Here is a 24,751-nt window from a genome sequence, read left to right on the forward strand (position 1 = left end):
GCTTAGCGGACCCCTGACCGCAGTTAGGTGACATGAGCACAACAGACGCCGCAGACCAGGAGCTGCTCACCCGACTCATCGGGCGAATCCACCCGTACGTCAAGAACAACCGTCTTGCGCGAAGTCGCATCGACCGTGTGCTGGGCAGGATCACCAAGGATCCACGACAGCGGGCGAGTCTGGAGATGCGTCTGGTGGCGGCCCTGCGGCCCGCCGGGATTGTTCTGATCGACGACTCGGCCGAGACCGGTCCACAGCCGTCTCCAGTCGTGCCGCCCGTTACTGCGGCTCGTGCCCAGAGCCGGACGGCGACGCACGTCCCATCGAGTCATGGGGGTGTTTCGACGCGCGTGAGCGGGTCGCTGTCCGGCGGCGCGCAGACGACGGGCGCGGTGGGTGCCACGCCCGCCGACGAGGACGAGAAGTTCACGGCGGCCCGCGACGGTGTCGACGTCGATCGGGCGAAGGCCTTGGCGGCAGCGCGCCGCTTCCTTCGTGAACGGCGTCACTTGCGCAACCCTGCGACCAGGATCCTGGGCGCTGAGCTGGAGGTTGGTCTGGCCGCGCTCATGCGCGTCGGCAGGTCGCAGACCGAGGATCTTCCCAGGGACTTCCGCCCGAGCCTGCCCGACGACTCCGAGGCGGCTCAGGCTTTCGACGCACTGGTCGTGCACAACACCCGCCTGGTGTGGTCCATCGCCAAGAGCTACTTCGGCCAGCCGACGTTCGACGACGAGGACATCGTCGGCTACGGCAACGTGGGCCTGATCCGGGCCGTGCAGAAGTTCGGCCCCGACCGTGGGTACAAGTTCTCCACCTATGCCACCTGGTGGATCCGGCAGAGCATCAACCGCGGTCTCGCCGACGACGGACGACTGATCCGCATCCCTGTGCACATGTACGAGAAGATGCAGCGCACTAAGGCTGTGCATTCCAGGCTGGAAGGGCGAGGCATCCGGCCGACCCTGAGCAGGATCGCCGCGGAGACCGGCTACACCGAAGAGGAGGTCAGTCAGCACTTCGAGTACATGAGGGGCGTGTTCTCCTACGACGTTCCCATGGGGGACGACAAGGAGTACACGCTGCGGGACTTCATGGCCCAACGAACCGAGAACTTCAGCGGAGCCGACCGGTACGAGGTACTCGCGAGGCGTGAAGCGGTGCACGAGGTGCTGAAGACACTCAGCGATAGGGAGGTTGGGGTGATCCGCCGGCGCTTCGGATTTCACGACGGTGAGGAGTGGACTCTGGACGAGATCGGTCGGGACTACGGCGTGACACGAGAGCGAATTCGCCAGATCGAGAGCAAGGTCATGACCAAGTTGCGGGAACCACAGCGCAACCTACGGCTGCGCGGTTTCCTCTAAGTTCACCCAGAATCTTCCGGAGGGTGGACGATCTGCGGGACTTGGATCTACCGGGCTTCCGGGGGTACGGCTCTGAAGGACCGCTGCCGCGCGGCCGTTGGACGCCCTTAGGTGGACGCGAGTGCAGCTGCCCGCTGTAGATGGGCGACTGTGCTGCTCCCATCCCGGAGCAGTGTGCGAAGGCCGCCGGGACTTGCCTGAGGCTTCGCGAACCAAGGCCGCCGCCGATACGGGGTCGACAGCGGGCGGCGCGGTAGCGAAAGCTCGGGCGAGATCGGCCGAAAGTCACGCGCTTACAGTAAGTGTCTGCCTATCGACAGCCATGCGGGCGCCTCGGGGCGGCAGCGGCCCCCGCTCACCCATGAAACCCCGCCTGCGGTCCACAAACAGTGTTAAGCGGTGATCACCGATGCGCCGCCTTTGTGCAGCTCATCGCCACGACGCCGCAACCGATGACAATCTCGGCACGGTCGCGGTTGTTAGCAAGGGTTGTCAACTCTTATCGACGTCGCGCATTCAGATGATGCGCTTCTCCGCGCGTGAGACCTTGCCGGCCCATCCGTCCGAGGAGCACCTCCAGTATCGGCCGCGAGGCCGGGCCGTGGGTCACGCCGTGAGGGCTACTCAAGCTAGATCGTGTCCACCAGAGCACCGCCACCACGATCCCCTCCGCTGGGAACCGAGACGGCGAACGCCGAATAAGAAGCAACTGTGTATCGAAACGGGCTACAGGCTCTCCGGTCAACGGTGACGATCAACCGGCCGGCCACTATGTCGCGATGGGACCATGGTGGGACGTCAAGGTGTCACAGGACGTCTCTGTGTGTGCGGTACTCCCATGCCTACAGGGTTGGCAGGCTTCTTCTGGTAGCCGGTATCTAGATCGCGTAAGCATTGGGACACCGGCTGCCCGAGGCCCCGGTCGCACGCGTTGTCAGAGCCGTGTGCGGCCGGGCTGCCCAGTGGGAGAGGCTGCACTGATCTCTTCGCTCGTTGCCCAAACTCGCTCGAACGAGTTGATGTAGGTCGCTGCCATGCCGTCGTCGCTTCGCTGGCTCAGGTGGAGGACCGGTGCGTGGGCGCCCGGGTGGCCGTACACGTGGGCGTTGATCAGCATTTGGTCGTCGGCTCGGTAGATCGAGTTGTAGAGCACGGTGTCGTGGAGCCGCAGTTCGGCGCCGGCATCGACGATCGGTTCGAAGCCGACGAGGGCGGTTCGGATGCGTGCACTCATCCCGTCTCCGATGCCCTCGTCGCTGCCCCGCCCGGTGATGTATTTGCCGTTCGGCTTACCGAGGGCGATGCGTATCCGCATGCCGGCTTTGGCCTTGCGGCGTAGGGCGTTTGTCACGGCGATGTTCTCTGCGAGGAAGAGCGCGCTGTAGGCGCTGATGCTGATCTCGGCTTCGGCGTTAGCGAAGAGGCGTGACCACGTGTCCGCTGGTACCGCGGAGCGATGGGGATAGACGATTCGGACCTCGTCGGCTGGCATGGTTGTTTCGGCGGGGCGAGGAAGTTCGGGCCACAGGTCGTTGGGTGCCCACCCTGTCAAGCCGGCGAGTGCATCACGATGCCGCGGGTATGGCATGCGGCCGGTCATCCAGCGGTGCACGGTCTTTGGATCGACGCCGAGCCGTGCGGCGACGTCTACTGCGCTGAGCCCGACGCCGCGCAGCGCACGAGATAGGGGATGGTTCACGCAACGACTCCCATCGCTGGCGAGAGGACCATCGTAGCTAAGAAGTCCCAAGACGTCCCTGCGCGTGGTTCCTTGTTGCTCACTCACCGTCAAGACTGAACCGATTGGAAAGCCGGTGGATGTCTGCGGAAGGGCGACGATGACGACGGATGAGCCTGGTGGTGAGGCGGCTGCTCGCGCATCTGCCGATCGTCTGGCGCTAGCGCTCGAAGATGCTGGTTTCGACGTGGGTCAGGACTTCCCTGCGTTGTACGTCGCGACCGGCCGCCATGGCACTCCCGTGATTCGCATCGGTGATGTTCTGCCTTGTGTCGCGGACCGGCTCGCCGTTGCCCTGGCGGGTGCTCCGGCCGATGAGAAATCCGGGTCCGAGGAGGGCGACGACAGGTAGCGACATGCGCAGTGTTCGGTGGGACGTTCGTTAATCTGCCCATGTGGATCAGATCGAACGAGCCCGTGACCTCGCGCGTCTGTTGCTGGCCGAGTCGATCCCACGGCGTTGGGCGCACAGTCAGGGTGTCGGAGGTAAGGCCGAATCGATCGCTCACCTAGTGGGAGGGCGAGCCTCGGCGCTGGTCTCCGCGGCCTGGCTCCACGACATCGGGTATGCCCCCGATCTTGTCGTGACCGGGATGCATCAGCTCGACGGTGCCCGCTACCTGCGAGACGTCGCCAAGGCCGACGAGCTGGTGTGCCGGCTGGTTGCTCACCACTCCTGCGCAGTCATCGAGGGCCGAAATCGAGGTCTCTCGGACCAGCTTTCGGACGAGTTCCCGCTGGTCGAAGGACTGGCGTCCGACGCCATGACGTACGCCGACATGACGACCGCGCCGGACGGTGAGCCGGTTGAAGTTGAGCAGCGCCTGGCGGAAATCTTGTCCCGGTATGGCGACGGTGACCTCGTCGCGGAGTCGATCCGCGAGGCGAGCCCTTTGATCATCGCCTCCGTCCGCCGCGTGACGGCACTGTTGACGAGCGGCTAAGCCTCAGCGCGGGTCAACGATCCTTGCTCGTCGCGGGTCCAGCGTCGGCCGGCGCTGTCCAGGAATTCGATCTGTACGGGTTCGGGTTCGACGTACGTCCGTAGCCACTCTGCCGGGGCTGGGCGCTGGACGGTCCGTCCTGGTGGAACAAGACCGACGAACTCGGAGCCGGCTTCTTCGTCGCCGCGGGCCGGCAGTGGCAGCTCTACCTCGTAGATCGGCATGTCGCTGGCGTTGTGGACGTGGAACGCGAGTTCGCGGTTGCCGTCGACTTTTCGTGTCAGCTCGACCCACGCGCTGATTCGCTCAGCTTGGGCGCGCTGCTGGTCGTCGGCGCGGTCGGCTTCGCGTCGGTGTTCGCGGCGCAGGAGCACGAATCCGACGATGAAGGCGCCGACCGTTCCGACCGCTGCGAAGGTGTCCGCTCCGGCGCCGACCCAGTCGCTATCCAAGGTGAATGCTTTGCGGGGCGGTCAGGTACTGGTCGACCCGCATGCGCATGGAGCGGTCCATCGGCAAAGACGGAATCTGTGCCGAGGGTACCCAGCGGACCTCGGTGGACTCCGAGCTCGGGGTGGGTGTCCCGCCGATCGGGCGGGCCGTGAAGACGACCGAGAACTCTTGCCGTGCTTCGTTGTTGCTGGTGTAAAGGATGACGTGGCGAGGGTCGGTATAGATACCGACGAGGCCAGTAACCTCGACCTCGATCCCGGTCTCCTCGGCCGTCTCGCGGACTGCGGTGTCTGGCAGTGATTCGCCGAGGTCCATGCCGCCGCCCGGTAGGGCCCAGTTGTCGTTGTCGGAGCGGCGGATAAGTAGGATTTCGCCTTCGTCGTTGACCACGATGACGTTGGCCGAGGGCACGACGCTGTTCGCCTTCGGCGCCTGGGGGTCGTTGTAGTAGTCGATGCGTCGTCCCACGTTCGCCTCACTCCAGGGGTGTTGCGCTGTTCCATACGCGCTCGAAGCTGTCCAGGTATGTGGTGACCATGCCGCCGCCGGCTACTCGCCGCAGGTGCAGCACCGGTGCCTGCGAGGCCGCGAAGCTGTAGATGTGGGTGTTGACCAGTACTTGGTCATCGGCGCGGTAGATCGAGTTGTACAGCACGGTCTGATGCAGCCGGAACTCGATGCCATCGACGTCGAGAAGCGGCCGGTACATGACGAGCGCGTTCTTGATCTTTGCGGTGAGGCCTCCGTCGATGCCCTCGTCGCTGTCTCGCTGCGTAACTGACTCGGCGTTGGGATCGCCGAGCAGGATGCGGACGCGCGTTCCCGCGTCGGCCTTCGCGCGGAAGATCCGGTGGATGCCGGCGTCCTCGGACAGGAACAGGCCGCTGTAGACGAGGACTCCGATCTCCTCTTCAGCACGGTCGAACATGTTGCGCCACACCTCGGACGGCACGGTCCAGCGGTGTGGGTAGATGTTGATGATCTCGCTCTCGCTGGCGCTGGCGACCTGGTCGGCGCTGAGCGCGTCGGGCCACAGGTACACCTCGTCGACTCCGAGTTGCGCGGCGACCGCGTAGCGGTGGCGTCGGTACGGCGTCCGGCCGCTGATCCAGCGTTCGACGCTTTTCGGATCGACGTTGAGCGCTTCCGCCAGTCCGGCCGGAGTCGTTCCACGTTCCAACATGGCGGTGCGTAGTCGCTCGTTCGGCATCGTCATCCCGTCAAGACGTCCCGGCAGCTTGACCACCCTAAGGGAGACGTCTCGGACACGTCCAGCCACGACCTGATCACGTCCCGTCGCCTGGTCGCAATCTCAATGGCGTCGATGCGGACCGCGCACCGACCAACCGAGAGGAGATCAGCAATGGACACCCAACACTTCACACACGAGGCACCGACCTGCCCGTGCGGCGCACAGCTCGGCGCAGGACACCCCAGCCTGTGCCGCAAGTGCACCGCCCGGACCCGTTGGAACCGGCGGCACCAGCCGCGCGGCAGCCACGCCGGCGCGGACCGGGCCATCCGAACCCGCCGGCACCGGCGCGACCGCCGCGGTGGTGACGCATGACGATCGCGGTTTCCGCCGTCCTGTTGCTCGGCGTCTTCGTCTATCTGCTGTGGCGCTATGCCCGGTTGCCGATGTGGCAGGCCGCGATCTGCGCGGCGTTCGGTTACTTCCTCGCCTCATCGTCGATCGGCCCGGAGATTGGCAACGGGCTCCGCGCTCTGGCCCGGTTCATCGCCGGACTCGATCTCTGACATGGGCGGCGTCGCACCCAAGAACCGACGCGACTGGTGGGCGATCGCGGGGATGGCCGTTGCCGCGATCTCCGCGGCTGCGGCGAGCTTCTCCGGTCTCCGAGGCTTGGCGCAGATCGCCGGATGGCCCGACCGGCTCGCCTGGCTGCTGCCGGTCACCATCGACGCGTACGCGATGACCTCCGCCCGGGTCTGGCTCGCCGCATCGCTCAGCGACAGCCGAGGCCGGAGCTTCGCCCGAGCGAACGCCACCGGTGCCATCGCTACGAGCATCGTCGGAAACGCCGGCTACCACGTCATTGCCGTCGGCCTGGTCGAGGTGTCCTGGCCGATCGTCGTGCTGGTGGGCGCCGTACCGGCCGCCGTCCTCGGATTGACCGCACACCTGCACGCGCTAACCACCGTCGCAGCGGCGGACACCGCTGCCGTGCCCGCAGGCGAGGACCGTCCCGAGTCCCGTACCCGAGTCCGGACCCGGCGCACGAAGCGCCGCACCGATACCGCTCTGCTCAACGCCGCCCGCGAGGTTGACACCCGGCACCGCGCCGCAAACAACGGGCGACCCATCAGCCGAGACGGACTGCGTTCGGCGCTTCGTATCGCCGGACCCAAGGCGACCGAATTGCGGCGACTACTCGCCGCCGAGACCAGCACCAACACCGATCGGAAGGAGGCTTCATCCCACCCATGACCAACGAATCACACACCCCGCGCCCGACCCTCGACCAGGAGGCCGTACACACCCACCTCAACGCCGCGCGCCGCCGGCCCACACCGGTCACCATCTGGACCGCCATCGGCGACATCCCCGTACTACTTGCCGAGATCGACCGGCTCACGCGGCTTCTGAGCCGCACCCGGTGGGACTTCGCCGACCTTCTCGCCGCAGCTCGCGCCACACTCAACGCCCATCATGACGGCGAGCTTGACCCGTTGACCTACCTCCGCGACCAGGTCGCCGAACACCAGGCATGGACCCCACCCGACCACGGCGAACTCGCTCAATGAGGGCTTACGGACGCCGCCACCGCCGATGGGGACGCCGCAACCCACAACCACTGCTGTTCGTTCCCGCTGAGCCGCTACTCATCGTCGGCCTCTCCGCGATCGGACGCGCCCTGTTCCGCTACCGCTCGGAACTCGCACCAGCAATCGCCGGCCTCGCACTCTTCTGTACCGGACTTGGACTGCACAGCACGCATCCCGACACCTGGCCACTGGTCGCCGTCCTGACCGCCGTCGCGGCACTGACGGCCGGACTCCGCGGCATGCCGTGGGGCCTCTCGCGCACCGCGGAACGCGCCTACGCCGCGACAGCGACCGCCGCTGCAGGCGGCTGGCTCGCTGCCGCGACGGCACTCGGACCGGTTCGGACTCCGCTACCAACCATCCTGCTGATCGCCATGCTCCTGCTCGGCATGCCGTGGTGGGCGCACCGGCGCCGACGAGCCCGAGTCCGGGTGGACCGGGTCATCCACGCATGGCCCGATCTCGCGGAAGCAATCGGACTCGACGGATCACGCGTCATGTCGGCCGTGGTCGACACCTGGGGATGGCGAGCCCGGCTCAAGCTCCGCGCCGGACAAAGCGTCGCCGACGTCATGGCCCGTGTCCCGGCGATCGAATCCGCCTTGGGAACGCGACCCGGTGCGGTCCGCGTCGAGCAGGACCCCGCGCACGCCGGCCGCTGCACCATGCGCGTCGTTGCCGTAGACCCGCACGCCGGCGCCATCCCATGGCCCGGCCCGACCGCCCGCTCACTGACCGACCCGATCGAACTCGGCGTCTTCGAAGACGCCACCACGGTCCGGGTGCCGCTCCTGCGCCGGCACGCACTCATCGGCGGCACCACCGACTCGGGCAAGAGCGGCGTGCTCAACGTCGTCCTCGGCACCCTTGCCGCCTGCTCTGACGTCGTGCTGTGGGGTATCGACCTCAAAGGCGGCATGGAACTACGGCCCTGGGCGCCCTGCCTCGCCAGACTCGCCACCACCCCGGAAGACGCTACCCAGCTCCTCGCCGATGCCGTCGCCGTACTCGACGCCCGTGCACACGCCGCCAGCCGCGACAACACCCGCGTCTGGGAACCCACACCGAGCGCTCCTGCCCTGGTCATCGTGATCGACGAGTACGCCGAACTCGCCGATACCGCCCCAGCGGCTGTCACGCACGCCGAATCGGTCGCCCGCCGTGGCCGGGCAGTCGCCGTCGACCTCCTCGCTGCCACGCAACGTCCCACGCAGAAGGCCATGGGCGGAGGAGCGTTGCGTTCCCAGATGAGCGTGCGGGTCTGCCTACGCGTCCGCGAACGCCGCGACGTCGACCTCATCCTCGACAAGGGCATGCTCACCACCGGCTGGCACGCCCACACCCTCGACGCACCCGGCAAGTTCTACGTCCTCGCAGACGGCCACAACCAACCGCGCCGCGCTCGCGCCTACCTGGTCACCGACGACCTCGTGCGGGAGACCGCCGCCCGCTACGCCGACCAGCGGCCAGACCTCGACCCGCTGTCCCGCGCCGCCCTCGATCGACAACCCAAGGCTCTCGATCCGCCCCAGCCCGCCCCTGACGACCCGGAACAAACGCTTCTCATGGCGCTCGCTCAAGCACCCGACGGTGGCCTGACCGTGCCGGAGCTGATCGAGCTGACCGGCATGCGACGCACCTGGGTCTACGACCGGCTCCAAGCCCACGCCACTGCCGGCCGAGCCCGGCAAGTCACGCGCGGACGCTGGCGCGCCTGACCCGATCGTCCGCGCGGACGTCCGTCCGCTCGCGCGCGTCTGCGCCGATCAGCGCGCGGACGGACAACGGACGGACGACCGCGCGGACACACCCAATGACGAGAGAGGAGGCCTTGCGATCACCACGAACGAACAATCCGCAGAGGGGAGAAATCGCAGCATACGCACGTGCCAGACACTGAAAATCGAAAATGGCCAGCTCAAGACGTCCCTAGACGTCCCGCCCTCAGACGCCGCCGCAGACGCGCTGTGGCGCATCATCGACCAAGCCCGGAAGACTCGCCAGGCATGAGGTTCGCCTTCTACGGACGCGTGTCGACCGAAGACCAACAGGACCCGCAGGCATCGAAAGCTTGGCAGCTGTCCCGTGCCCGCAGCCTGATCGAGCCGGCCGGCGGAGAAGTCGTCGCCGAGTTCTTCGACATCGGGCTCTCCCGCTCACTGCCCTGGAAGCGGCGGCCAGAAGCAACACGCCTGCTGGATGCGATCAAGAGCTCCGGTCGCGGCTTCGATGCCGTAGTCATCGGCGAGCCACAGCGCGCCTTCTACGGCAGCCAGTTCGGCATGACCTTTCCCATCTTCGTCCACTACGGCGTCGGCCTGTGGGTTCCCGAAGTCGGCGGCGCCATCGACCCCGGCTCCGACGCCCACGACCTCGTCATGGCCCTCTACGGCGGCATGAGCAAAGGCGAACGCACCCGCATCAAAATCCGCGTCCGCTCAGCAATGCGATCACAGACGGAACTGGAGGGCCGGTTTCTCGGCGGACGACCGCCCTACGGCTACCGACTCGCTGACGCGGGCCCGCACCCCAACCCCGGCAAGGCCGCCGAAGGCAAACGGCTCCGCAAACTCGACCCCGACCCGGTCACCGAATCGGTCGTGAAGCGAATCTTCGCCGAGTACGTCGCCGGGCGTGGCATGACATCGATCGCGCGTGGCCTGACCCAGGACGGTATCCCGTGCCCGTCCGCCTATGACCGGCCGCGTAACCCCCACCGCAGCACTGAGGTCTGGGAAACCACCGCGGTCCGCGCGATCTTGCAGAACCCGCGATACACCGGCCGCCAGGTGTGGAACCGGGCGCGCACGGACGAAGTTCTCCTTGACGTCGAGGACGTCGCGCTCGGCCACGAGAGCCGGCACCGCTGGAACGACCCGAGCCAATGGGTGTGGTCGCGGACCGAGGCGCACGAGCCGCTGATCAGCACCGACCTGTATGAGAGCGCTCAACGGACGATCAAGAAGAGGGGAACGAGCGGCGACGCCGGAAAGGCTCCGCGCCACACCGGCCACCCGTATCTGTTCCGAGGGCTGATCACCTGCGGGATCTGTGACCGGAAGATGGTGGGCAACCCCAACCACGGCCGGCTCTACTACCGGTGCACCGCGAGCCGCGACTTCGTTCGCCAGCACAGGATCAGCCATCCGCCGGCGTTGTATCTCCGCGAGGATGCGATTACCAACCCCGTCGAGCGGTTCCTGCGCGACGAACTCACCGGTCCCAGCCTCGCCGACAATCTCAACCGTGTCGCCGAGGCGCAGTACCGTGCGGCACTCGTCGCCTACGACTCGGCCGGTGAGGTCGACGAACTCCGCCAGGCCATCGCTGACGCGGACGCGAAGATCAATCGCTATCGGGCCACGCTCGACGCCGGAGGCGACCCGGCACTCATCGCCGAGTGGATCAGTGAGACCAGCGCGATTAAGAAGGCCGCTCAGGCACGACTCGGCCTCACCGAAGCGCCGCCGCAGCGAATGACCAGCGATCAACTCGACGCCATCGCGGACGCCTTCAACGACCTGCTCCGGCTGCTCCGCGACGCCGACCCACGCGACAAGGCTGAGCTGTACAGCCGGATCGGCCTGCGGATGACCTACCAACCAGGCCCAGAAACACTGATCGCCGAGGTTGTCACCCCGGCGAGTTCTCGTGTCTTTGATTGGTGTCCGAGGGGGGACTTGAACCCCCACGCCCGATAAAGGGCACTAGCACCTCAAGCTAGCGCGTCTGCCATTCCGCCACCCGGACCTGCTCACACAGCTTAGCGGAGCGGCGAACCAGCCCCGTGAGCCGTACAGGGGAAGACTGTACACGGCCCGGAACGGCCCCCGAAGCAGGGGCCACCCACCGGACATTGCGGGACGAAAGACCCCCGGGAACTGGCGGGTGACAGAGGAACCGGGCAGCATGGCGGGCGTGTCGGAATCCTCCCCGCTCATCCGGGCCCTGCAGCGGGCGCAAGCGCTGGTCGCCTCGGGCAATCTGGGTGGTGCGCTCGTGCTGTTGGAGCGCGCCGTGGAGTTGGGGCGGGAGAACCTCGGCGAGGACCACAGTGATGTGCTGGCGGCGCAGCGGGAGTTGGCCGGCGTGTTGCTGCAGGTGGATGAGCCGGTGCAGGCGCGGCGGACGCTGGAGGAGGCGTATGCCGCGGGGCACTTCCGGTTGGGTGATCGCGATCCGCTGATGCTGCAGATCTCGCACGATCTGGGCGTGGTGGCCGAGGAGCTGGGCAACCGGCACGAGGCACGCAAGGCGTTCGGGCGGGTTGCGGAGCACGGGCCGGGGGCGCTGGGGGAGCGGCATCCTCTGGTCGCCCGGGCGCGGGCTCATTTCGGGCAGGATCAGGAGCAGGCTGAGGTACGGGAGACCGCACACTTCCCGGAGCCACCACTCCCGCCGGCGCCACCCGCCCGGCGCACGGTGCCGCCGCAGACTCCACCGGCGGGTTCCCCGTGGATCGGTGCGCCGAACTACGAGCAACCGCAGCCGCCACCGCGACAGCAGCTACAGCAGCCGCCGCAGCAGCAACAGCAGGTGCAGCCCCACTACGAGCAGCCGCAGCCCCAGTACGAGCTGCCGCAACAGCAACAGCCGCGGTATGAGCAGCACCTTGCGCCATGGGTGGGCGACGAAGCCCATGGCCGCGCAGTGCCCGGTGGGGTGACGGCCTGGCGGGGGGAGCCGGCCCCGCCTCCGGTGCCGGCGCATCCGGTCCTTCCTGCCACGGGCATGGGTGGGGCGTACCAGATAAGTCCGATGCAACCGGCGCAAGTCGCGCCGGAGAGCGGGCGCCGCCGGGGGATGGCGGTGTTCGCGGTGATCGCGGCGACGTTGTCGGCGGTGGTGGCGGTGGCGGCGCTGGTGTTCGTGCTCGCCGATCGGGTGGGTGGGCCGGACGCGGGCGAGACCGTGGTCCCTACGGGTGAGCCGGGCGGGCCGGATGTGCCAACTCCGGAGAACGCGCCGCCCGGTGAGATCAGTCTGGACGACCGGGGTTCGGCGATCGAGGTGCGGTGGAGCGACCCGGCCGGCGGGCGGGTGCCGTTCATGGTCACGATGGCCCGGCCGGGGGAGACGCTGCGTCCGGTGTCCTCGGTCGGACCTGGGGAGACGTCGTTCCGGATGGGTGGGCTGAACCGGAAGCTGGACTACTGTTTCGCGGTGGTCGCGGTCTACGAGACCGACCGGTTCGCATCGTCCGATCAGGTCTGCACCCAGCGGCGGTAACGGCATCCACAAGCGTGGAAGCCGGGTATCGACGTACGCCCCCCTTTCCCTATGATGGCTCGGTCCTGGCGGGGTGTGACGAGGGGATCACGGTAGTGAGCAGCTCAGACAGCACCAAGACGCGCCGTGGTCACCTGGTCACGCTCGGCGTCGTGCTGGTGTTGGCAGCGGGGCTCGGCCTGACCGTGCGGGGGCTCGGCGACGCCGACGAGGCACTGGCCAGTTTCGACGCCGCTTCGTGGGTGTGGAGCCGCAACAAGGGTGAGATCGCCCGGCTCAACGGCGTCACCGCCAAGGTGGACACCCGTGTCGACGTGGGGCAGGCCGGCGGCCACGAGCTGGAGGTCGTGCAGAGCGACCGGTTCGTGCTGCTGCGTGACGTGCACACCGGTGCGATCGGCACGATGGACCTGACCGCGCTGAAGGCGTTCTGGCCCCAGCAGTCGGCTCCGGGGCGCGGCATCAGCGTGGCACTGCACGAGTCGTCGGCGTTCGTGGTCGACGCGGTGCAGGGCAAGGTGCAGCAGGTCGACCCGGCCACGCTGGCGTCGCTCGGCGACCCGCTGGTGTTCCCGCCGGGCCTCACCGGCGGCACGTTCGACGGCAAGGGGAGGCTCTGGGTCGCCTCGCCGAGCGAGGGCACGGTGACCGCGATCGCGCCGGCGCCGCCCGTCACCGAGGGGGGCACCCCGGCCGGGCCGCAGCGGGAGCGCACCGAGTCCGTCGCCGACCCCAGCCACGACCTGGCGCTGACGACGCTGGACGACGGCGCCGCCGTGCTGGACCGGACCACCAACATGTTCACCCGCCTGGGCGCCGCGAAGTCCACGATCGAGCTGCCGCTTTCCGGGCCCGGCCTGGTGCCGCCGCGCACCGAGGGCACCACCGTGGCGGTCACCGTCCCCGCCGACCGCAAGGTCTACGCGGTCGACCCGGCCGGGGTGCGCACCGGCGTCACCGTCCCCGGCGACGGCGCCGACCTGCAGCCCGCGGTGGCGTGGGAGGGCTTCCTCTACGTCGCTGACGGCGGCACCGTGCACGTCTTCGACCAGTCCGGCAAGGCGCGCAAGCAGATCAGCGTGCCGCGCCCGGGCGGTGGCCTGGAGCTGGAGATCCGGGAGAACTACCTGTTCATCAACGCGCCGGGCACCTCCACCGCGCGGGTGGTCGACAACACGCACGGCGTACGCGTGGTCGACAAGTACGCGAACGACGTGCTCGGTGGCGACCCGCCGCCGGTGCCCGACAACCCGCCGCCCCCGCCGCCGAAGCGCAAGCCGCAGAAGCCGCAGGTGAAGGAGCCGGGCGCGCCGCGCAACGTGCGCGCCGCCGCCGGCAACGCGGAGGCCCGGGTCACCTGGCAGGCGGCCGCCGACAACGGCGCCGCGATCAGCAAGTACGTGGTCTCCGGCGCGGGGCGCACCTTCCAGGTCGGCGCCGACCAGCGGTCCGTGGTGGTCACCGGGCTGACCAACGGCGAGACCTACCGGTTCCAGGTGCACGCGGTGAACCGCAAGGGCGACGGGCCGGCGAAGACGAGCAACGCGGTCCGGCCCACCTCCGAGGTGCCGGACGCGCCGGGCGCGCCGACCGCCGAGGCGAAACCCGACGGCACGGTCACGGTCAGCTGGCCGGAGGCGAACGGGCAGGGCCGCGGCATCGCGCGGTACACGGTGACCGCGGTCGCCGAGGGCGGGGCCGCGCCGGTCGGGGACGCCACCGGGACGTCGCTGACCATCGCCGCCGGCAAGCTGGAATTCGGCAAGCAGTACGCGTTCACCGTGGTCGCGGTCAACGACATCGGCGCGGGTTCACCGGCCTCGCCGGTCAGCAACAGCGTGGTGCCGTTCAGCAAGCCGGGCCGCCCGGACGGCGCCGAGGCGGCGACCGTGGGCGACCAGGCCGGCGCGATCCGGGTCAGCTGGGCCGCGGCCGCCGACAACGGCCGGCCGATCACGAAATACGTGGTGACGGCGGGTGGTAAGAGCACCGACGTCACCGACGGGACGGCGACCACGCTGACCGGCCTGGGCAACGGCGAGACCATCGCGGTGCAGGTGGCGGCGGCCAACGAGGCGGGCGCCGGGGAGGCGGCGACCGCGACCGCCCGGACCGTGTCGGCGCCGGCGGTCACGGTCACCGGGGTGAGCCCGACCTTCAACTCGGCGGCGGTGACGTTCAGCGTGGACGGCGGCGGGGGCACCACCACCTGCTCGCTGGCCGTCTCGGGCGGCGGCAAGGGGTCCTCCGGCAGTTGCAACAGCCTGAACGCCACCGGGCTGAAGCCGAGCACCAGCTACACGTTCACGGTCAGCGCCAAGAACGCGGCGGGCACCACCACGAAGGAGTCCACCAAGACCACCGACGCGCTGTTCGGCACGGCCACCTGCATCAACGGCACCGGTGACCAGAAGACCTACTGCGACAAGGACGTCGCCGGGCGCAACGGCAACGAGATCTTCAAGGTCACCCGGCAGGACGACGACCAGCAGGCCGGCTGGGTGAAGAACGGCACGAAGCTGAAGGCGTTCTGCAAGAAGAGCGGCGCCGAGGTCTACGCGTTCGTCTACAACAACGACAAGCGCAGCACGTGGTGGATCCAGGTGGAGTACGAAGGCAAGACGTACATCCCGTGGGCCTGGTTCAACCTCGACGGCGGCGACGACCTGGGAGACCTGCCGACGTGCTGAACCCCGCACACGTCCAGGGCTTCGCCCAGGTCACCGCGCAGCTCGCCGACCGGATCGGCTCGGTGGTGCTCGGCAAACCCGAGGTGATCCGGCTCGCGCTCACCGCGATGTTCGCCGAGGGGCACGTGCTGCTGGAGGACGTGCCCGGCGTCGGCAAGACCACCCTGGCCCGGGCGCTGGCCGCCTCCATCCACGGAGTGTGGCGGCGCATCCAGTTCACCCCGGACCTGCTGCCCTCCGACGTCTCCGGCGTGACCATCTTCAACCAGGCCAGCCGCGGCTTCGAGTTCCACCCCGGGCCGGTCTTCGCGAACATCGTGATCGCCGACGAGATCAACCGGGCGTCGCCGAAGACCCAGTCGGCGCTGCTCGAGGTGATGGAGGAGCGGCGGGTCACCGTCGACGGCGTGCCGCACCCGGTGCCGCAGCCGTTCCTGGTGGTCGCCACGCAGAACCCGGTCGAGATGGACGGCACCTACCGCCTTCCCGAGGCGCAGCTCGACCGGTTCCTGGTGAAACTCTCCGTCGGCTACCCGGACGAGGAGGCCGAGATCCAGGTGCTGCGGGGCGCCGCGGGACGGTCGCCGGACACCCTGGAGCCGGTCACCGACACCGCCACGATCGGCGAGATGGTGCGGATGGCGCAGGCGGTGCACGTGGCCGACCCGCTGTACGCGTACGCGGTCCGGCTCGCCGCCGCCACCCGCACCCACCCGCAGGTCCGGGTCGGCGTCAGCCCCCGTGGGGTGATCGCGCTGACCCGTGCGGCGAGTGCCTACGCCCTGATCCACGGCCGGGGATACGTGCTGCCGGAGGACTTCAAGGACCTGATCACCCCGGTCTTCGCGCACCGGTTGCTGCTGTCGGCCGACACCCAGCTGCGCGGGGTGACCGCCACCGACGTGCTGGCCGACGCGGTCCGCGCGGTGCCGGTCCCGCTGCCCGACCACCGCGCGGCCGCCGGCGTGCCCGCTCAAGCTATGCCCGCTCAAGCTATGCCCGGCCACGCCATGCTTGCTCAGAGCGCGCCCGGCCCGAGCATGCCTGGTCAGAACGGGTCCGGGCACGGGATGCCCGAGCACCGCATTCCTGACCAGCGCGTCTCCTCCGCACCGTGACCGCTCGCGGCATCGCCCTGCTCGTCGCCGCCGTGCTGCTGCTCGCCGCCGGGTTCCGGTTCGGCTATCCGGACCTGGCCCTGCTCGGCGCGGCGGGCGGGCTCGCGGTGCTGGCCGCCGCCGGATTCGCCGCCTGGCGCCCGCGCCTCGGAGTCGAGCGGGTCGCCGAGCCCGACCGGGTGGCCCGCGGCGAGCCCGCGAGTGTCCGGCTCACCATCCGCAACAGCAGCCGGTTCCGGGCGGCCGCGCTGATCGCCGTGGACCGCTGCGGGCCCTCCACGGTCGACGTGCCGCTGCTGCGGCTGCGGCCGGGCCGGGACACCACGACGCAGTACCCGGTGCCCACCCACCGGCGCGGCCTGGTGCCGATCGGGCCGCTCGGCGTGACCCGGCGTGATCCGCTGGGGCTGCTCACGCTGACCCGCACCTACGGCGGGACCACGATCGTGCGGGTGCACCCGCGCATCCACCTGCTGCGTGCGGTCCCGGCCGGCCTGACCCGCAGCCTGGACGGCGGCGCGGACAAGGTGCCGCACGGGACGATCACGTTCGACTCGCTGCGGGAGTACGTGCCCGGCGACGAGCTCCGCCGCATCCACTGGCGCAGCAGCGCGAAGGTCGGCGAGCTGATGGTGCGCGAGCAGCTGGACACCGCGGAACCGACGCTCGTGCTGCTGCTCGACGACCGTGCGGCGGCGCACCCGGGGGACGGCGAGACGTTCGAGCACGCGTGCGAGGCGGCGGCGTCGGTGGTCACGGCCGCGGTGCGGGAGTCGCTGCCGGTGAGCCTGCACCTGGTGTCGGCCGCCGCTGAAGGGTCGTTCCTGGACGTCCTCACCGAGGTGACCCTCAGCGACGGCGACGTCGAGGCCACCCTGCGGCGGTTGCGGTCGCAGCGGCTGGGGGACACGCTGATCTTCCTGACCGGGCCGGGCGGCCGGGACGACCTCGGCCGGGTCAGCGGGTTGCGTGGGTCGTACCCCATCGTGATCGCCGGGGTGTTCGGTGACCGGGACGCGGCGCCGGAATCCGGCGCCGACGGGATGATCGTGATCGAGGCGGCCGACGGCGGCGAGTTCGCCGCCGCCTGGGACGGGGTCCGCGGGTGGTGACGCGGACGGTTGCCGGGCTGCGGTCCGCGGTGGTCCCGCTGTGCCTGGTCGGCCTGCTGGTCCTGGCCGGTGTCGCGCTCGGCCGGATCTACTCCGACGACCTGCTCGTGCGGCTCGTCGCGGGCGCTGCGGCCGGCTCCGTCGCCGCCGGCGTGGCCACCCGCCGCCTGCCGTCCTGGACCGCGGCGCCGCTGTCCGCGGTCCTGCTGGCCGGCTACACCGTGCTCGCGCTGCACCTGGCCGCTCCCGCCGGACTCACCGCCGACGTGCTGCGCGACGCCCTCACCAACGGCATCCCGCGCCTGCTCACCGCGATGATCCCGGTCGAATCCACCCCCGACACCGTGGTCGTTGCGGTGGTCGCCACCTGGCTGACCGGCCTGGCCGCCACCGAGGTCGGCGTCCGCAGCCGCCGCGTGCTGTTCGGCTGCCTTCCGCCGGTCCTGCTCTACGCCGGCGCGCTCTATGTGGTGGGCCCGAACGCCTCCGCCGCGACCGGCCCGACCCTCGCCTTCGCGGCCCTGGTGACGGCCGCGCTGGTGGCGGGCTCCCCGGCCTCGCCCGCGGCCTCGGCGCTGCCGGCCCGGGCGCGGGCCCAGGCGCTGGGTGCCTCGGCCGCCGGCCTGGTGGTCCTTCTCGGGGTGGTCGCTCTCGCCGGGCCGTGGGTCGGCGGCCGGGTGACTGCCACCCCGGTCGACCCCCGGCGGTACGTGGAACCGCCGCGCGTGGACAGCCTGGACGAGAGCCCGCTGAACCGGATCTCCGGATGGGCGCTGTCGCCGGCGCAGCCGCTGCTGGAGCTCCGCCCGGGCCCGGGCACCGGCCTGCCCGCGGCCACGCAGGACCAGGAGTCCACCGGGTCCGCGGCGGTGCGGCTGCGGCTGGCGGTGCTCTCCGACTACGACGGGGTGACGTGGCGGGTCGGCGCGGTCTACCGCAACGCCGGCCGGGTCCTCCCCGCGCAGGAGCCGCTGCCCGGCGCCGAGATCGTCGAGGCGTCCCAGGACGTCACGATCACCGGGCTGACCGGGCGACTGCTGCCGGCGATCCCGGCGCCGACCGCGGTGTCCGGGGCGCGGGTCGCGTACGACCCGGACACCGGCACGCTGATCCGCCCCGAAGGGCTCACCCAGGGCCTGCGTTACACGGCCACCTCCCTCGTCCAGCGGCCCGACTTCAACCTGCTGCCGACCGCCGAGGCACCCACCGGCGACCCGGTGGTGCGGTACCTCAAGGTCGGCGACGCGGTTCCCCAGCAGGTGCAACGGCTCGCCGAACACCTGGCCGACGGCAACGGCGGGGCGTACGACCGGGCGATCGCCATCGAGGAGTTCCTGGCCGAGCACTACAAGGTGGTCGCCGACGCGCCGAGCGGTCACGCGTACCCCAACATCGCCCACTTTCTGTTCGGCCGCACCGAGCAGGGCGGCCGGGTCGGCACGTCGGAGCAGTTCGCGGCCGCGTACGCCCTGCTCGCCCGCCTGACCGGCCTGCCCAGCCGGGTCGTGGTCGGCTTCACCGCGCCGGCCGGGGGCGGCGCGGTCACCGGCGGCGACGCGCTGGCCTGGCCGGAGGTGCTGTTCGACGGGCTCGGCTGGGTGGCCTTCGACCCGATGCCCAAGAGCGACGACCCGCGGCCGGTCGAGGAGGACTTCGCCCCGAAGCCCACCACCCCGCCACCGGCGCCGTCGGAGCCGCCGGCCACCGCCGAGACCTCCGCCGCCGCTCCCTCCGGCGCCGCCGTGGCCGTCGCCCCGGCCCAGGGGCCGTCGCGGCTCGTGGTGGCGTCCGGCGCGTCCGGATCGCTGCTGCTCGCCGGGGTGATCGGCGGGTTCGCCGTGGTGCAGTTGCGGCGGTCGCAGCGTCGGCGAAGGTTGTTCGGCGGTGGTCCGGGGGAGCGGGTGGCCGGGGCGTGGCTCGAGCTCACCGACGCCCTGCGCCTGGCCGGGCGGCCGCTGCCGGCCCATCTGTCCGCCACCGAGGCCGCGACCTTCGCCACCACCGCGCCCCCGGCCGAAGCGTCACGTTCCGGTCTGCTGCGCCTGCGCCGGGCGGCCCCGCCCGAGGCGCCCGAAGGTGATCCCCCGCCAGGGGACCGGTCCGGAACGACTGGCTCCGGCCCAGCTCCGTTGCCCTCGCTGGACGGCCTGGTGGCCGCGATCAACACGGCGGGGTTCGCCCCGGAGGTGGTCAGCGACGACCAGGCGCACCAGGCGGCGAGCGAGGTGGTCGCCTTCTCCGCGGCCCTCAAACAACGGCAGCCCCGGTTGACGCGCTTGTGGTGGAGCGTGCGGCCCGGTCCCCTGCGCTGGCACCGCGACCGCTGACGCCCGGTGCCGGCCGCGACCGTCAGGCGGCGACACGCTCGGCGGCCGGGCGGCGCCGCAACCCCGCCTGCTGGACGGCGGGCGGGTCGTAGGCCATGTCCAGCGACCCGACGTCCACGCCCGGCGGGACGATCTCGTCGATCCGGTCCAGGATCTCGTCGGTCAGCGTCACCTCGGCGCCGGCCAGCAGGTCGTCCAGCTGGGCCATGGTGCGCGGCCCGAGGATCGCCGACGTCACGCCCGGGTGGGCGATCACGAAGGCCATCGCCAGGTGGGTCAGCGACATCCCGGCCTTCTCCGCGAGCGGGATCAGCTGCTCCACCACGTCGAGCTTGCGTTCGTCGCCGAAGTGCTTCGGGGCGAAGGCCGCCCGGGCGCTCGTGGCCGGCTGCCCCTTGCGGTACCGCCCGGTCAGCAGGCCGCCGCCGAGCGGGCTCCACACCAGCGTGCCCATCCCGTAGCGCTCGCACACCGGCAGCACCTCCCGCTCGATGCCCCGGTGCACGATCGAGTAGTGCGGCTGCTCGGCCCGGAGCCGCTGCAGGCCGCGCCGTTCGGCGACCCAGTGCGCCTCCACCAGGTCGGACGCCGGCATGCAGGAGGAGCCGATGGCTCGTACCTTGCCGCTGTGGATCAGGTCGGAGAGCGCGGACAGCGTCTCCTCGATGTCGGTGGACGGGTCCGGCCGGTGGATCTGGTAGAGGTCGAGGTGGTCCGTTCCCAGCCGGCGCAGCGAGTCCTCCACCGCGGTGACCAGCCAGCGCCGCGAGTTGCCCCGCCGGTTGGGGTCGTCGCCCATCGGCAGGTGGGCCTTGGTGGCCAGCACGACATCGTCGCGCCGGCCGCGCAGCGCCTTGCCGACGATCTTCTCGGACTCGCCCGCCGAGTAGAAGTCCGCGGTGTCGATGAAGTTGATCCCGGCGTCCAGCGCCTTGTGGATCATTCGGATGGAGGCGTCGTGGTCGGGGTTGCCGACAGCACCGAACATCATGGCGCCCAGGCAGTACGGGCTGACCTGGATGCCGGTGCGGCCGAGCGTGCGGTACTTCATGGCAGCTCCTATCATCGAGGAAGCGGAACCACGTTCCGCTAACTCGGACGACGATACGGAACAATGTTCCGTTTAAGCAAGCGGGGGGCAGTGTGACCGGCGACACCGGCCGACGCGTGCGCGCGGACGCGCAGCGCAACAGCGACGCGCTCCGGGAGGCGGCCCGGGCGGTCTTCGCCGAGTCCGGCGTGCACGCCCCGATCCGCGACATCGCGCGGCGCGCGGGGGTCGGACTGGGCACCGTCTACCGGCACTTCCCGCAGCGTTCCGACCTGGTCACCGCGGTCTTCCGGCACGAGGTCGACGGCTGTGCCGAGGCCGCCCCGGTGCTGGCCGCCGAGCACCCGCCCGGCGAGGCACTGGCGCTGTGGCTGCTGCGCTACACCGACTTCCTCGCCGCCAAGCGTGGCCTCGCCGCCGCCCTGCACTCCGGCGACCCCGCCTTCGAGACCCTGCCCGCCTACTTCGACCAGCACCTGCGACCGGCCCTGACCGGACTGCTGGACGCCGCGGCCGCCGCCGGCGAGGTCCGTGCCGACGTGGACCCGGGCGACCTGCTCCAGGCCGTCGCCAACCTCTGCCTGCCCGCGGACGACAACCCCGGGCACGTGCACCGCATGGTCTCCCTGCTCCTCGACGGCCTGCGCTACGGCGCCCGGCCCACGTCCGGCTGACACCGCGAAAGGCATCCGATGCGCATCACCGTGGACGACATGTCACCGCTGCTCTTCGACGACGGCTCGCCCGTGCGTGCCGCGTCCGCCGTCGCCAAGCTCGGCGACGGCTGGCTCGTGGTGCAGGACGACGCCACGCACGCCGCCTGGTGGCGGCCCGGCTCGATCACCGCCGTCCGCGTCGTCGACCCGGTCGACGGCTTCGAGGTGTTCAGCTCCGCCGCCGGCACCAAACACCTTAAGCCCGACTTCGAGGCCGCGTGCCCGGTCACCGTGGACGGTACGGAAGCGGTGCTGCTGCTCGGCTCCGGCTCGACCGGGGCGCGCATGCGGGCCTCGCTGGTCACCGCGCAGGGCGCCGCGGCGGTCGCTGCGCTGGATCCGGTGTACGCCCGGGTCGCCGCGGCCCTCGGCATCTCCGGCGCGCAGCTCAACCTGGAGGGCGCCTGCGTGATCGGGGACCGGCTGCGCTGGTTCCAGCGGGGCAACCTCGTCGCCGGGGTGCCGAACGCCTCCGTCGACGTCGGCCTCGCCGAGCTGCTGCGCGCGGTCACCGGCGCCGGCGACATCGGCGACGTTCCCGTCGGCGACCCGCGGCAGTATGAGCTGGGGTCGGTCGACGGCGTCGCGCTGGCCGTCACCGACGCGGTGACCCTGGCCGGCGGGCAGATCCTGGTGAGCGCCGCCGCCGAGGACACGCCGAACGCGGTGGACGACGGGCCGGTGATCGCGGCGACGCTGGCCCTGCTCGACGGCGAGAGCGTGCGGGCGGTCGCCGAGCTGCCGTCCGCCGCCGACGGCCCGTACAAGGTCGAGGGGCTGGCGATCCGTGAGGTGACGCCGGACGGGTTGCGCCTGCTGGCCGTCGTCGACGCGGACGACCCGGCCACCGCCTCGCAGTGGCTGACGTTGCGCGTGACTCCAAGTCTCTAACATTCACATATATCGATGCCGGTTCCGTGGCTGCCGGGCACTGGGAAGCAGCCGCCTAGCGTGAGGTTCCATGACCGACGACACCCTCGCTGAAGAACTCATCGCCATGACTGAGGAGGACCGCCACCTCCAGCCCGGCGCCCTCGGCACCGACCTCACCGCCCAGCTCGCGCACCGGCGGGTGACCGTGCGCAACGCCGACCGGCTCGGCGAGATCCTCGACCGCCACGGCTGGCCGACCGCCGCCCTCGTCGGCGCGGAAGCCGCCCGCCGCGCCTGGCTGATCGCCCAGCACGCCGACCGCCAGATCGACCTCCAGCGCCGCGCCGTCACGCTGATGTCCGCCGCGGTCGAAGCCGGCCAGGCCGACCCCGCCCAGCTCGCGATGCTCCGCGACCGGCTGCTGGTCAACGAGGGACATCCACAGCGGTACGGCACCCAGATCGCCACGGTGGCCGACGGCGCTCCGGTGCCGTGGCCCTGCGAGGATCCCGCCGGCATGGACGAGCGCCGCGCCGGGGTGGGGCTGGACCCGTTCGCGGTGCACGTCGCCAAGTACGCCCCGCGATGAGGGGAGTGCTCGACGTCACTATCCGGGCATACGGCCTATACCGCCGTTGTTGACGTTCGTGTGACGATGAGATTCGCAGTCCTCGGCGACTCGATCGCCTATGGGCAGGGCGCCTCCCGGTCCGCCGACACGATCGCGGCCCGGCTCTCGGCGGACCTGACCGGCCACGGAACCCCCAACGAACCCCGGGTCTTCGCCGTGCCCGGCGCCTGCAGCCGGGACCTCGCCCCGCAGGTGCAGCGGGCGGTGGCCTGGCGGCCCGGCCTCGCCCTGATCATCATCGGGGCGAACGACCTCACCCGCATGATCGCACCGCAACGGGCGGCCGCCCAGCTCGGCGACGCGGTCCGGGCACTGCGGGCGGCCTCCGCCGAAGTGGTGGTGGCCCCCGCGCCCGACCTGAGTGTGGTGCCGTGGGTGCCGGCCGAGATGCGCGCGACGGTGCGGGCCGGCAGCCGGTTCCTGCACGACGCACAGGCCGCGGCGGCGGTGGCGGCTGGCGCGCACGTGGCCGACATCGGGATGACCTCCGCCGCCGGGTTCGCCGTCGACGGCAGCCTGTTCAGCGCCGACCGGTTCCATCCGTCGAGCGCCGGGTACGCCGTGATCGCGGCGGCCCTGGCCCCGACGGTACGGCGGGTGGCGCAGCCGGTCGGCTGAGCTTCGGCGTTGACCTTCCGGCTCCGGCCCGGTGCTGCCACCGATCAGCCGCTGCGTCATCGGCAGCGACTACAGCGAGTCCCGGCTGGCACGCCGGGCATGGGCGGGTACGGGACCAGGCGCTCGTTGTCTGCGGCAGATGCGGGCGTTTGGAAGAGCCGCGAGCGGTGCTGAGCAAGAAGACCTTGGGCCTTCCGCGGTATGCCGGCTACCGAAAGGTGCCCACTTGCCCTACCGGTAGCTGGGCCGGCCACGTCATCATGCCAGGATCAATCGATGGCAAGGACAATCGTCATCACCGGCTCGACCGGTGGCATCGGCGCCGCGCTGGTACAGGCGGCCGCCGAACGTGGCTACGACGTCATCGCCGCCGCCCGGGATTCTGTACGGCTCAGGGCGCTGTGCGACCGTGTGCCCGGCACCAGACCTCTGGTGCTCGACCTCCGAAATCCCACCGATCTACCGGCTCCGCTGCTCGCGCTCAACCGCTTGGACGCCATCATTCACTGCGCCGGCATCGCCGAGGTCGCTACCGTCGATGCGACCTCGTACGCGCTGTGGCTGGAGACATTGACTGTCAATGTTGCTGCCGCTGCGGAGGTAACCCGAGCACTCCTGCCACCGCTGCGTGCGGCGGCAGGCCATGTCGTCTTCATCAACGCGGCGCCCGGATTGCATGCCGTGCCCCGATGGTCTGCCTACACGGCAAGTAAGTCGGCCCTGCGAGAGCTGGCTGATGCGCTCCGAGAGGAAGAGGCCGGCAACGGGATACGCGTCACGACCATCTACCCCGGGGGAACCGCTACGGATCTGCTTCGCGAAGTCCGTACCGCGTTCGGCCGCCCCTTCGACCCGGACCAATGCATCCAGCCTGAGACGCTGGCCTCAGTGGTGATGACCGTTTTGGACATGCGCGGCGACGCGTACGTCCCCGAACTGGCTGTCCTGCCGACGCCCAGAAGGTGATCCTGGCGAGCGGCTACGCGCGAGTGCCGTACGACGGCCCCTGCCTGTCGGGCAGGTGTGGCCGTACGGATTCCTTGAGCCGTTCCGATACGGCAGCGCCGCTCCGCTCGAACATCCGCTTCTCGGCAGGA

The 24,751-nt window shown here is 70.3% G+C and carries 22 protein-coding genes, 1 tRNA gene and 1 pseudogene; 18 read left to right on the top strand and 6 right to left on the bottom strand.

What is annotated here, in order from left to right; translation table 11 throughout:
* Positions 1-32 precede the first annotated feature (32 nt).
* Entirely contained in the window at positions 33-1,367 is a 1,335-nt protein-coding gene (locus AC0NH5_RS40565; protein ID WP_474413339.1) for a sigma-70 family RNA polymerase sigma factor, read from the top strand.
* A gap of 934 nt (positions 1,368-2,301) precedes the next feature.
* Here AC0NH5_RS40565 and AC0NH5_RS40570 read toward each other — a convergent pair.
* Positions 2,302-3,066 (bottom strand): XRE family transcriptional regulator, encoded by a 765-nt coding sequence (locus tag AC0NH5_RS40570; protein WP_474413341.1) that lies wholly within the window; start codon positions 3,064-3,066, stop codon positions 2,302-2,304.
* 139 nt (positions 3,067-3,205) lie between these two features.
* Here AC0NH5_RS40570 and AC0NH5_RS40575 point away from each other — a divergent pair, with 139 nt between their 5' ends.
* Both AC0NH5_RS40575 and AC0NH5_RS40580 read left to right on the top strand, forming a co-directional pair.
* Positions 3,206-3,457: a hypothetical protein gene (locus tag AC0NH5_RS40575; RefSeq protein WP_474413343.1), complete on the top strand. Its 252-nt coding sequence runs from the start codon at positions 3,206-3,208 to the stop codon at positions 3,455-3,457.
* Positions 3,458-3,500: 43 nt separating this feature from the next.
* The gene (locus AC0NH5_RS40580; protein ID WP_474413345.1) at positions 3,501-4,049 is read left to right on the top strand and encodes an HD domain-containing protein; all 549 of its coding nucleotides are present in this window, start codon (positions 3,501-3,503) and stop codon (positions 4,047-4,049) included.
* Here AC0NH5_RS40580 and AC0NH5_RS40585 read toward each other — a convergent pair.
* Genes AC0NH5_RS40585 through AC0NH5_RS40595 form a run of 3 tightly spaced genes read right to left on the bottom strand, consistent with a single transcriptional unit; the run spans position 4,046 to position 5,718 of the window.
* The gene (locus AC0NH5_RS40585; protein WP_474413347.1) at positions 4,046-4,501 is read right to left on the bottom strand and encodes a hypothetical protein; all 456 of its coding nucleotides are present in this window, start codon (positions 4,499-4,501) and stop codon (positions 4,046-4,048) included. The two genes, AC0NH5_RS40580 and AC0NH5_RS40585, sit on opposite strands and share 4 nt — an antisense overlap.
* Positions 4,494-4,970: an NUDIX hydrolase gene (locus AC0NH5_RS40590; RefSeq protein ID WP_474413349.1), complete on the bottom strand. Its 477-nt coding sequence runs from the start codon at positions 4,968-4,970 to the stop codon at positions 4,494-4,496. Before AC0NH5_RS40590 ends, AC0NH5_RS40585 begins: the two co-directional genes overlap by 8 nt.
* A 7-nt stretch (positions 4,971-4,977) precedes the next feature.
* Complete coding sequence (locus AC0NH5_RS40595) at positions 4,978-5,718, bottom strand: helix-turn-helix domain-containing protein (RefSeq protein ID WP_474413351.1); 741 nt, start codon at positions 5,716-5,718, stop codon at positions 4,978-4,980.
* Between the two features lie 347 nt (positions 5,719-6,065).
* Here AC0NH5_RS40595 and AC0NH5_RS40600 point away from each other — a divergent pair, with 347 nt between their 5' ends.
* The 5 genes from AC0NH5_RS40600 to AC0NH5_RS40620 all read left to right on the top strand — a co-directional run bounded on the left by AC0NH5_RS40600 (position 6,066) and on the right by AC0NH5_RS40620 (position 10,990).
* The gene (locus AC0NH5_RS40600; protein WP_474413353.1) at positions 6,066-6,260 is read left to right on the top strand and encodes a hypothetical protein; all 195 of its coding nucleotides are present in this window, start codon (positions 6,066-6,068) and stop codon (positions 6,258-6,260) included.
* Between the two features lies 1 nt (position 6,261).
* Positions 6,262-6,951, top strand: a complete 690-nt coding sequence (locus AC0NH5_RS40605) for a DUF2637 domain-containing protein (RefSeq protein ID WP_474413355.1) — start codon at positions 6,262-6,264, stop codon at positions 6,949-6,951.
* On the top strand, positions 6,948-7,268 hold the full coding sequence (locus AC0NH5_RS40610) for a hypothetical protein (RefSeq protein WP_474413357.1): 321 nt from the start codon (positions 6,948-6,950) through the stop codon (positions 7,266-7,268). Before AC0NH5_RS40605 ends, AC0NH5_RS40610 begins: the two co-directional genes overlap by 4 nt.
* Positions 7,269-7,720: 452 nt before the next feature.
* Positions 7,721-9,007: an FtsK/SpoIIIE domain-containing protein gene (locus tag AC0NH5_RS40615; protein WP_474413359.1), complete on the top strand. Its 1,287-nt coding sequence runs from the start codon at positions 7,721-7,723 to the stop codon at positions 9,005-9,007.
* 288 nt (positions 9,008-9,295) lie between these two features.
* Entirely contained in the window at positions 9,296-10,990 is a 1,695-nt protein-coding gene (locus AC0NH5_RS40620; RefSeq protein ID WP_474413361.1) for a recombinase family protein, read from the top strand.
* On the opposite strand, the gene AC0NH5_RS40625 is transcribed toward AC0NH5_RS40620, so the two are convergent.
* A tRNA-Leu gene (locus AC0NH5_RS40625) sits at positions 10,952-11,039 on the bottom strand. The genes AC0NH5_RS40620 and AC0NH5_RS40625 overlap by 39 nt on opposite strands.
* Before the next feature lie 168 nt (positions 11,040-11,207).
* On the opposite strand from AC0NH5_RS40625, the gene AC0NH5_RS40630 reads away from it, so the two are divergent.
* The 5 genes and pseudogenes from AC0NH5_RS40630 (at position 11,208) to AC0NH5_RS40650 (ending at position 19,765) form a co-directional block, all read left to right on the top strand.
* Positions 11,208-12,518 carry a tetratricopeptide repeat protein gene (locus tag AC0NH5_RS40630; RefSeq protein ID WP_474413362.1) on the top strand — a complete coding sequence of 437 codons (1,311 nt, stop codon included), beginning with the start codon at positions 11,208-11,210 and terminating at the stop codon, positions 12,516-12,518.
* A 65-nt stretch (positions 12,519-12,583) separates the two neighbouring features.
* Positions 12,584-15,208: a fibronectin type III domain-containing protein gene (locus tag AC0NH5_RS40635; RefSeq protein ID WP_474413395.1), complete on the top strand. Its 2,625-nt coding sequence runs from the start codon at positions 12,584-12,586 to the stop codon at positions 15,206-15,208.
* Positions 15,202-16,170, top strand: a pseudogene (locus AC0NH5_RS40640) (AAA family ATPase); the annotation flags it as partial. The gene AC0NH5_RS40635 and the pseudogene AC0NH5_RS40640, both read left to right, overlap by 7 nt.
* A 152-nt stretch (positions 16,171-16,322) precedes the next feature.
* Positions 16,323-17,438, top strand: a complete 1,116-nt coding sequence (locus AC0NH5_RS40645; RefSeq protein WP_474413364.1) for a DUF58 domain-containing protein — start codon at positions 16,323-16,325, stop codon at positions 17,436-17,438.
* Positions 17,432-19,765 carry a transglutaminase TgpA family protein gene (locus AC0NH5_RS40650; RefSeq protein WP_474413366.1) on the top strand — a complete coding sequence of 778 codons (2,334 nt, stop codon included), beginning with the start codon at positions 17,432-17,434 and terminating at the stop codon, positions 19,763-19,765. The genes AC0NH5_RS40645 and AC0NH5_RS40650 overlap by 7 nt, the downstream gene beginning before the upstream one ends.
* 22 nt (positions 19,766-19,787) lie before the next feature.
* Here AC0NH5_RS40650 and AC0NH5_RS40655 read toward each other — a convergent pair whose 3' ends face one another.
* On the bottom strand, positions 19,788-20,816 hold the full coding sequence (locus AC0NH5_RS40655) for an aldo/keto reductase (protein WP_474413368.1): 1,029 nt from the start codon (positions 20,814-20,816) through the stop codon (positions 19,788-19,790).
* A 116-nt stretch (positions 20,817-20,932) separates the two neighbouring features.
* Here AC0NH5_RS40655 and AC0NH5_RS40660 point away from each other — a divergent pair, with 116 nt between their 5' ends.
* From AC0NH5_RS40660 to AC0NH5_RS40680, 5 genes are all read left to right on the top strand, one after another.
* Entirely contained in the window at positions 20,933-21,490 is a 558-nt protein-coding gene (locus AC0NH5_RS40660) for a TetR/AcrR family transcriptional regulator (RefSeq protein WP_474413370.1), read from the top strand.
* An 18-nt stretch (positions 21,491-21,508) separates the two neighbouring features.
* The gene (locus tag AC0NH5_RS40665; RefSeq protein WP_474413372.1) at positions 21,509-22,423 is read left to right on the top strand and encodes a DUF6910 family protein; all 915 of its coding nucleotides are present in this window, start codon (positions 21,509-21,511) and stop codon (positions 22,421-22,423) included.
* Positions 22,424-22,493: 70 nt separating this feature from the next.
* Positions 22,494-22,994, top strand: coding sequence for a DUF6624 domain-containing protein (locus tag AC0NH5_RS40670; RefSeq protein ID WP_474413374.1), 501 nt, complete (start codon positions 22,494-22,496; stop codon positions 22,992-22,994).
* Between the two features lie 66 nt (positions 22,995-23,060).
* On the top strand, positions 23,061-23,654 hold the full coding sequence (locus AC0NH5_RS40675) for a GDSL-type esterase/lipase family protein (protein WP_474413376.1): 594 nt from the start codon (positions 23,061-23,063) through the stop codon (positions 23,652-23,654).
* A gap of 276 nt (positions 23,655-23,930) precedes the next feature.
* A complete protein-coding gene (locus AC0NH5_RS40680; RefSeq protein WP_474413378.1) occupies positions 23,931-24,620 on the top strand; it encodes an SDR family oxidoreductase in 690 nt (229 codons plus the stop codon).
* The last annotated feature ends 131 nt before the right edge of the window (positions 24,621-24,751 follow it).

This window comes from Actinoplanes sp. 13, assembly GCF_056134165.1.

What these genes read in the sequence shown, in the direction of transcription:
- AC0NH5_RS40680 (WP_474413378.1), top strand. Translation starts at nt 23,931, where the DNA reads ATGGCAAGGACAATCGTCATCACCGGCTCGACCGGTGGCATCGGCGCC.
- AC0NH5_RS40595 (WP_474413351.1), bottom strand. Translation starts at nt 5,718, where the DNA reads ATGACGATGCCGAACGAGCGACTACGCACCGCCATGTTGGAACGTGGA.
- AC0NH5_RS40565 (WP_474413339.1), top strand. Translation starts at nt 33, where the DNA reads ATGAGCACAACAGACGCCGCAGACCAGGAGCTGCTCACCCGACTCATC.
- AC0NH5_RS40670 (WP_474413374.1), top strand. Translation starts at nt 22,494, where the DNA reads ATGACCGACGACACCCTCGCTGAAGAACTCATCGCCATGACTGAGGAG.
- AC0NH5_RS40675 (WP_474413376.1), top strand. Translation starts at nt 23,061, where the DNA reads ATGAGATTCGCAGTCCTCGGCGACTCGATCGCCTATGGGCAGGGCGCC.
- AC0NH5_RS40620 (WP_474413361.1), top strand. Translation starts at nt 9,296, where the DNA reads ATGAGGTTCGCCTTCTACGGACGCGTGTCGACCGAAGACCAACAGGAC.
- AC0NH5_RS40610 (WP_474413357.1), top strand. Translation starts at nt 6,948, where the DNA reads ATGACCAACGAATCACACACCCCGCGCCCGACCCTCGACCAGGAGGCC.
- AC0NH5_RS40575 (WP_474413343.1), top strand. Translation starts at nt 3,206, where the DNA reads ATGACGACGGATGAGCCTGGTGGTGAGGCGGCTGCTCGCGCATCTGCC.
- AC0NH5_RS40665 (WP_474413372.1), top strand. Translation starts at nt 21,509, where the DNA reads ATGCGCATCACCGTGGACGACATGTCACCGCTGCTCTTCGACGACGGC.
- AC0NH5_RS40655 (WP_474413368.1), bottom strand. Translation starts at nt 20,816, where the DNA reads ATGAAGTACCGCACGCTCGGCCGCACCGGCATCCAGGTCAGCCCGTAC.
- AC0NH5_RS40605 (WP_474413355.1), top strand. Translation starts at nt 6,262, where the DNA reads ATGGGCGGCGTCGCACCCAAGAACCGACGCGACTGGTGGGCGATCGCG.
- AC0NH5_RS40600 (WP_474413353.1), top strand. Translation starts at nt 6,066, where the DNA reads ATGACGATCGCGGTTTCCGCCGTCCTGTTGCTCGGCGTCTTCGTCTAT.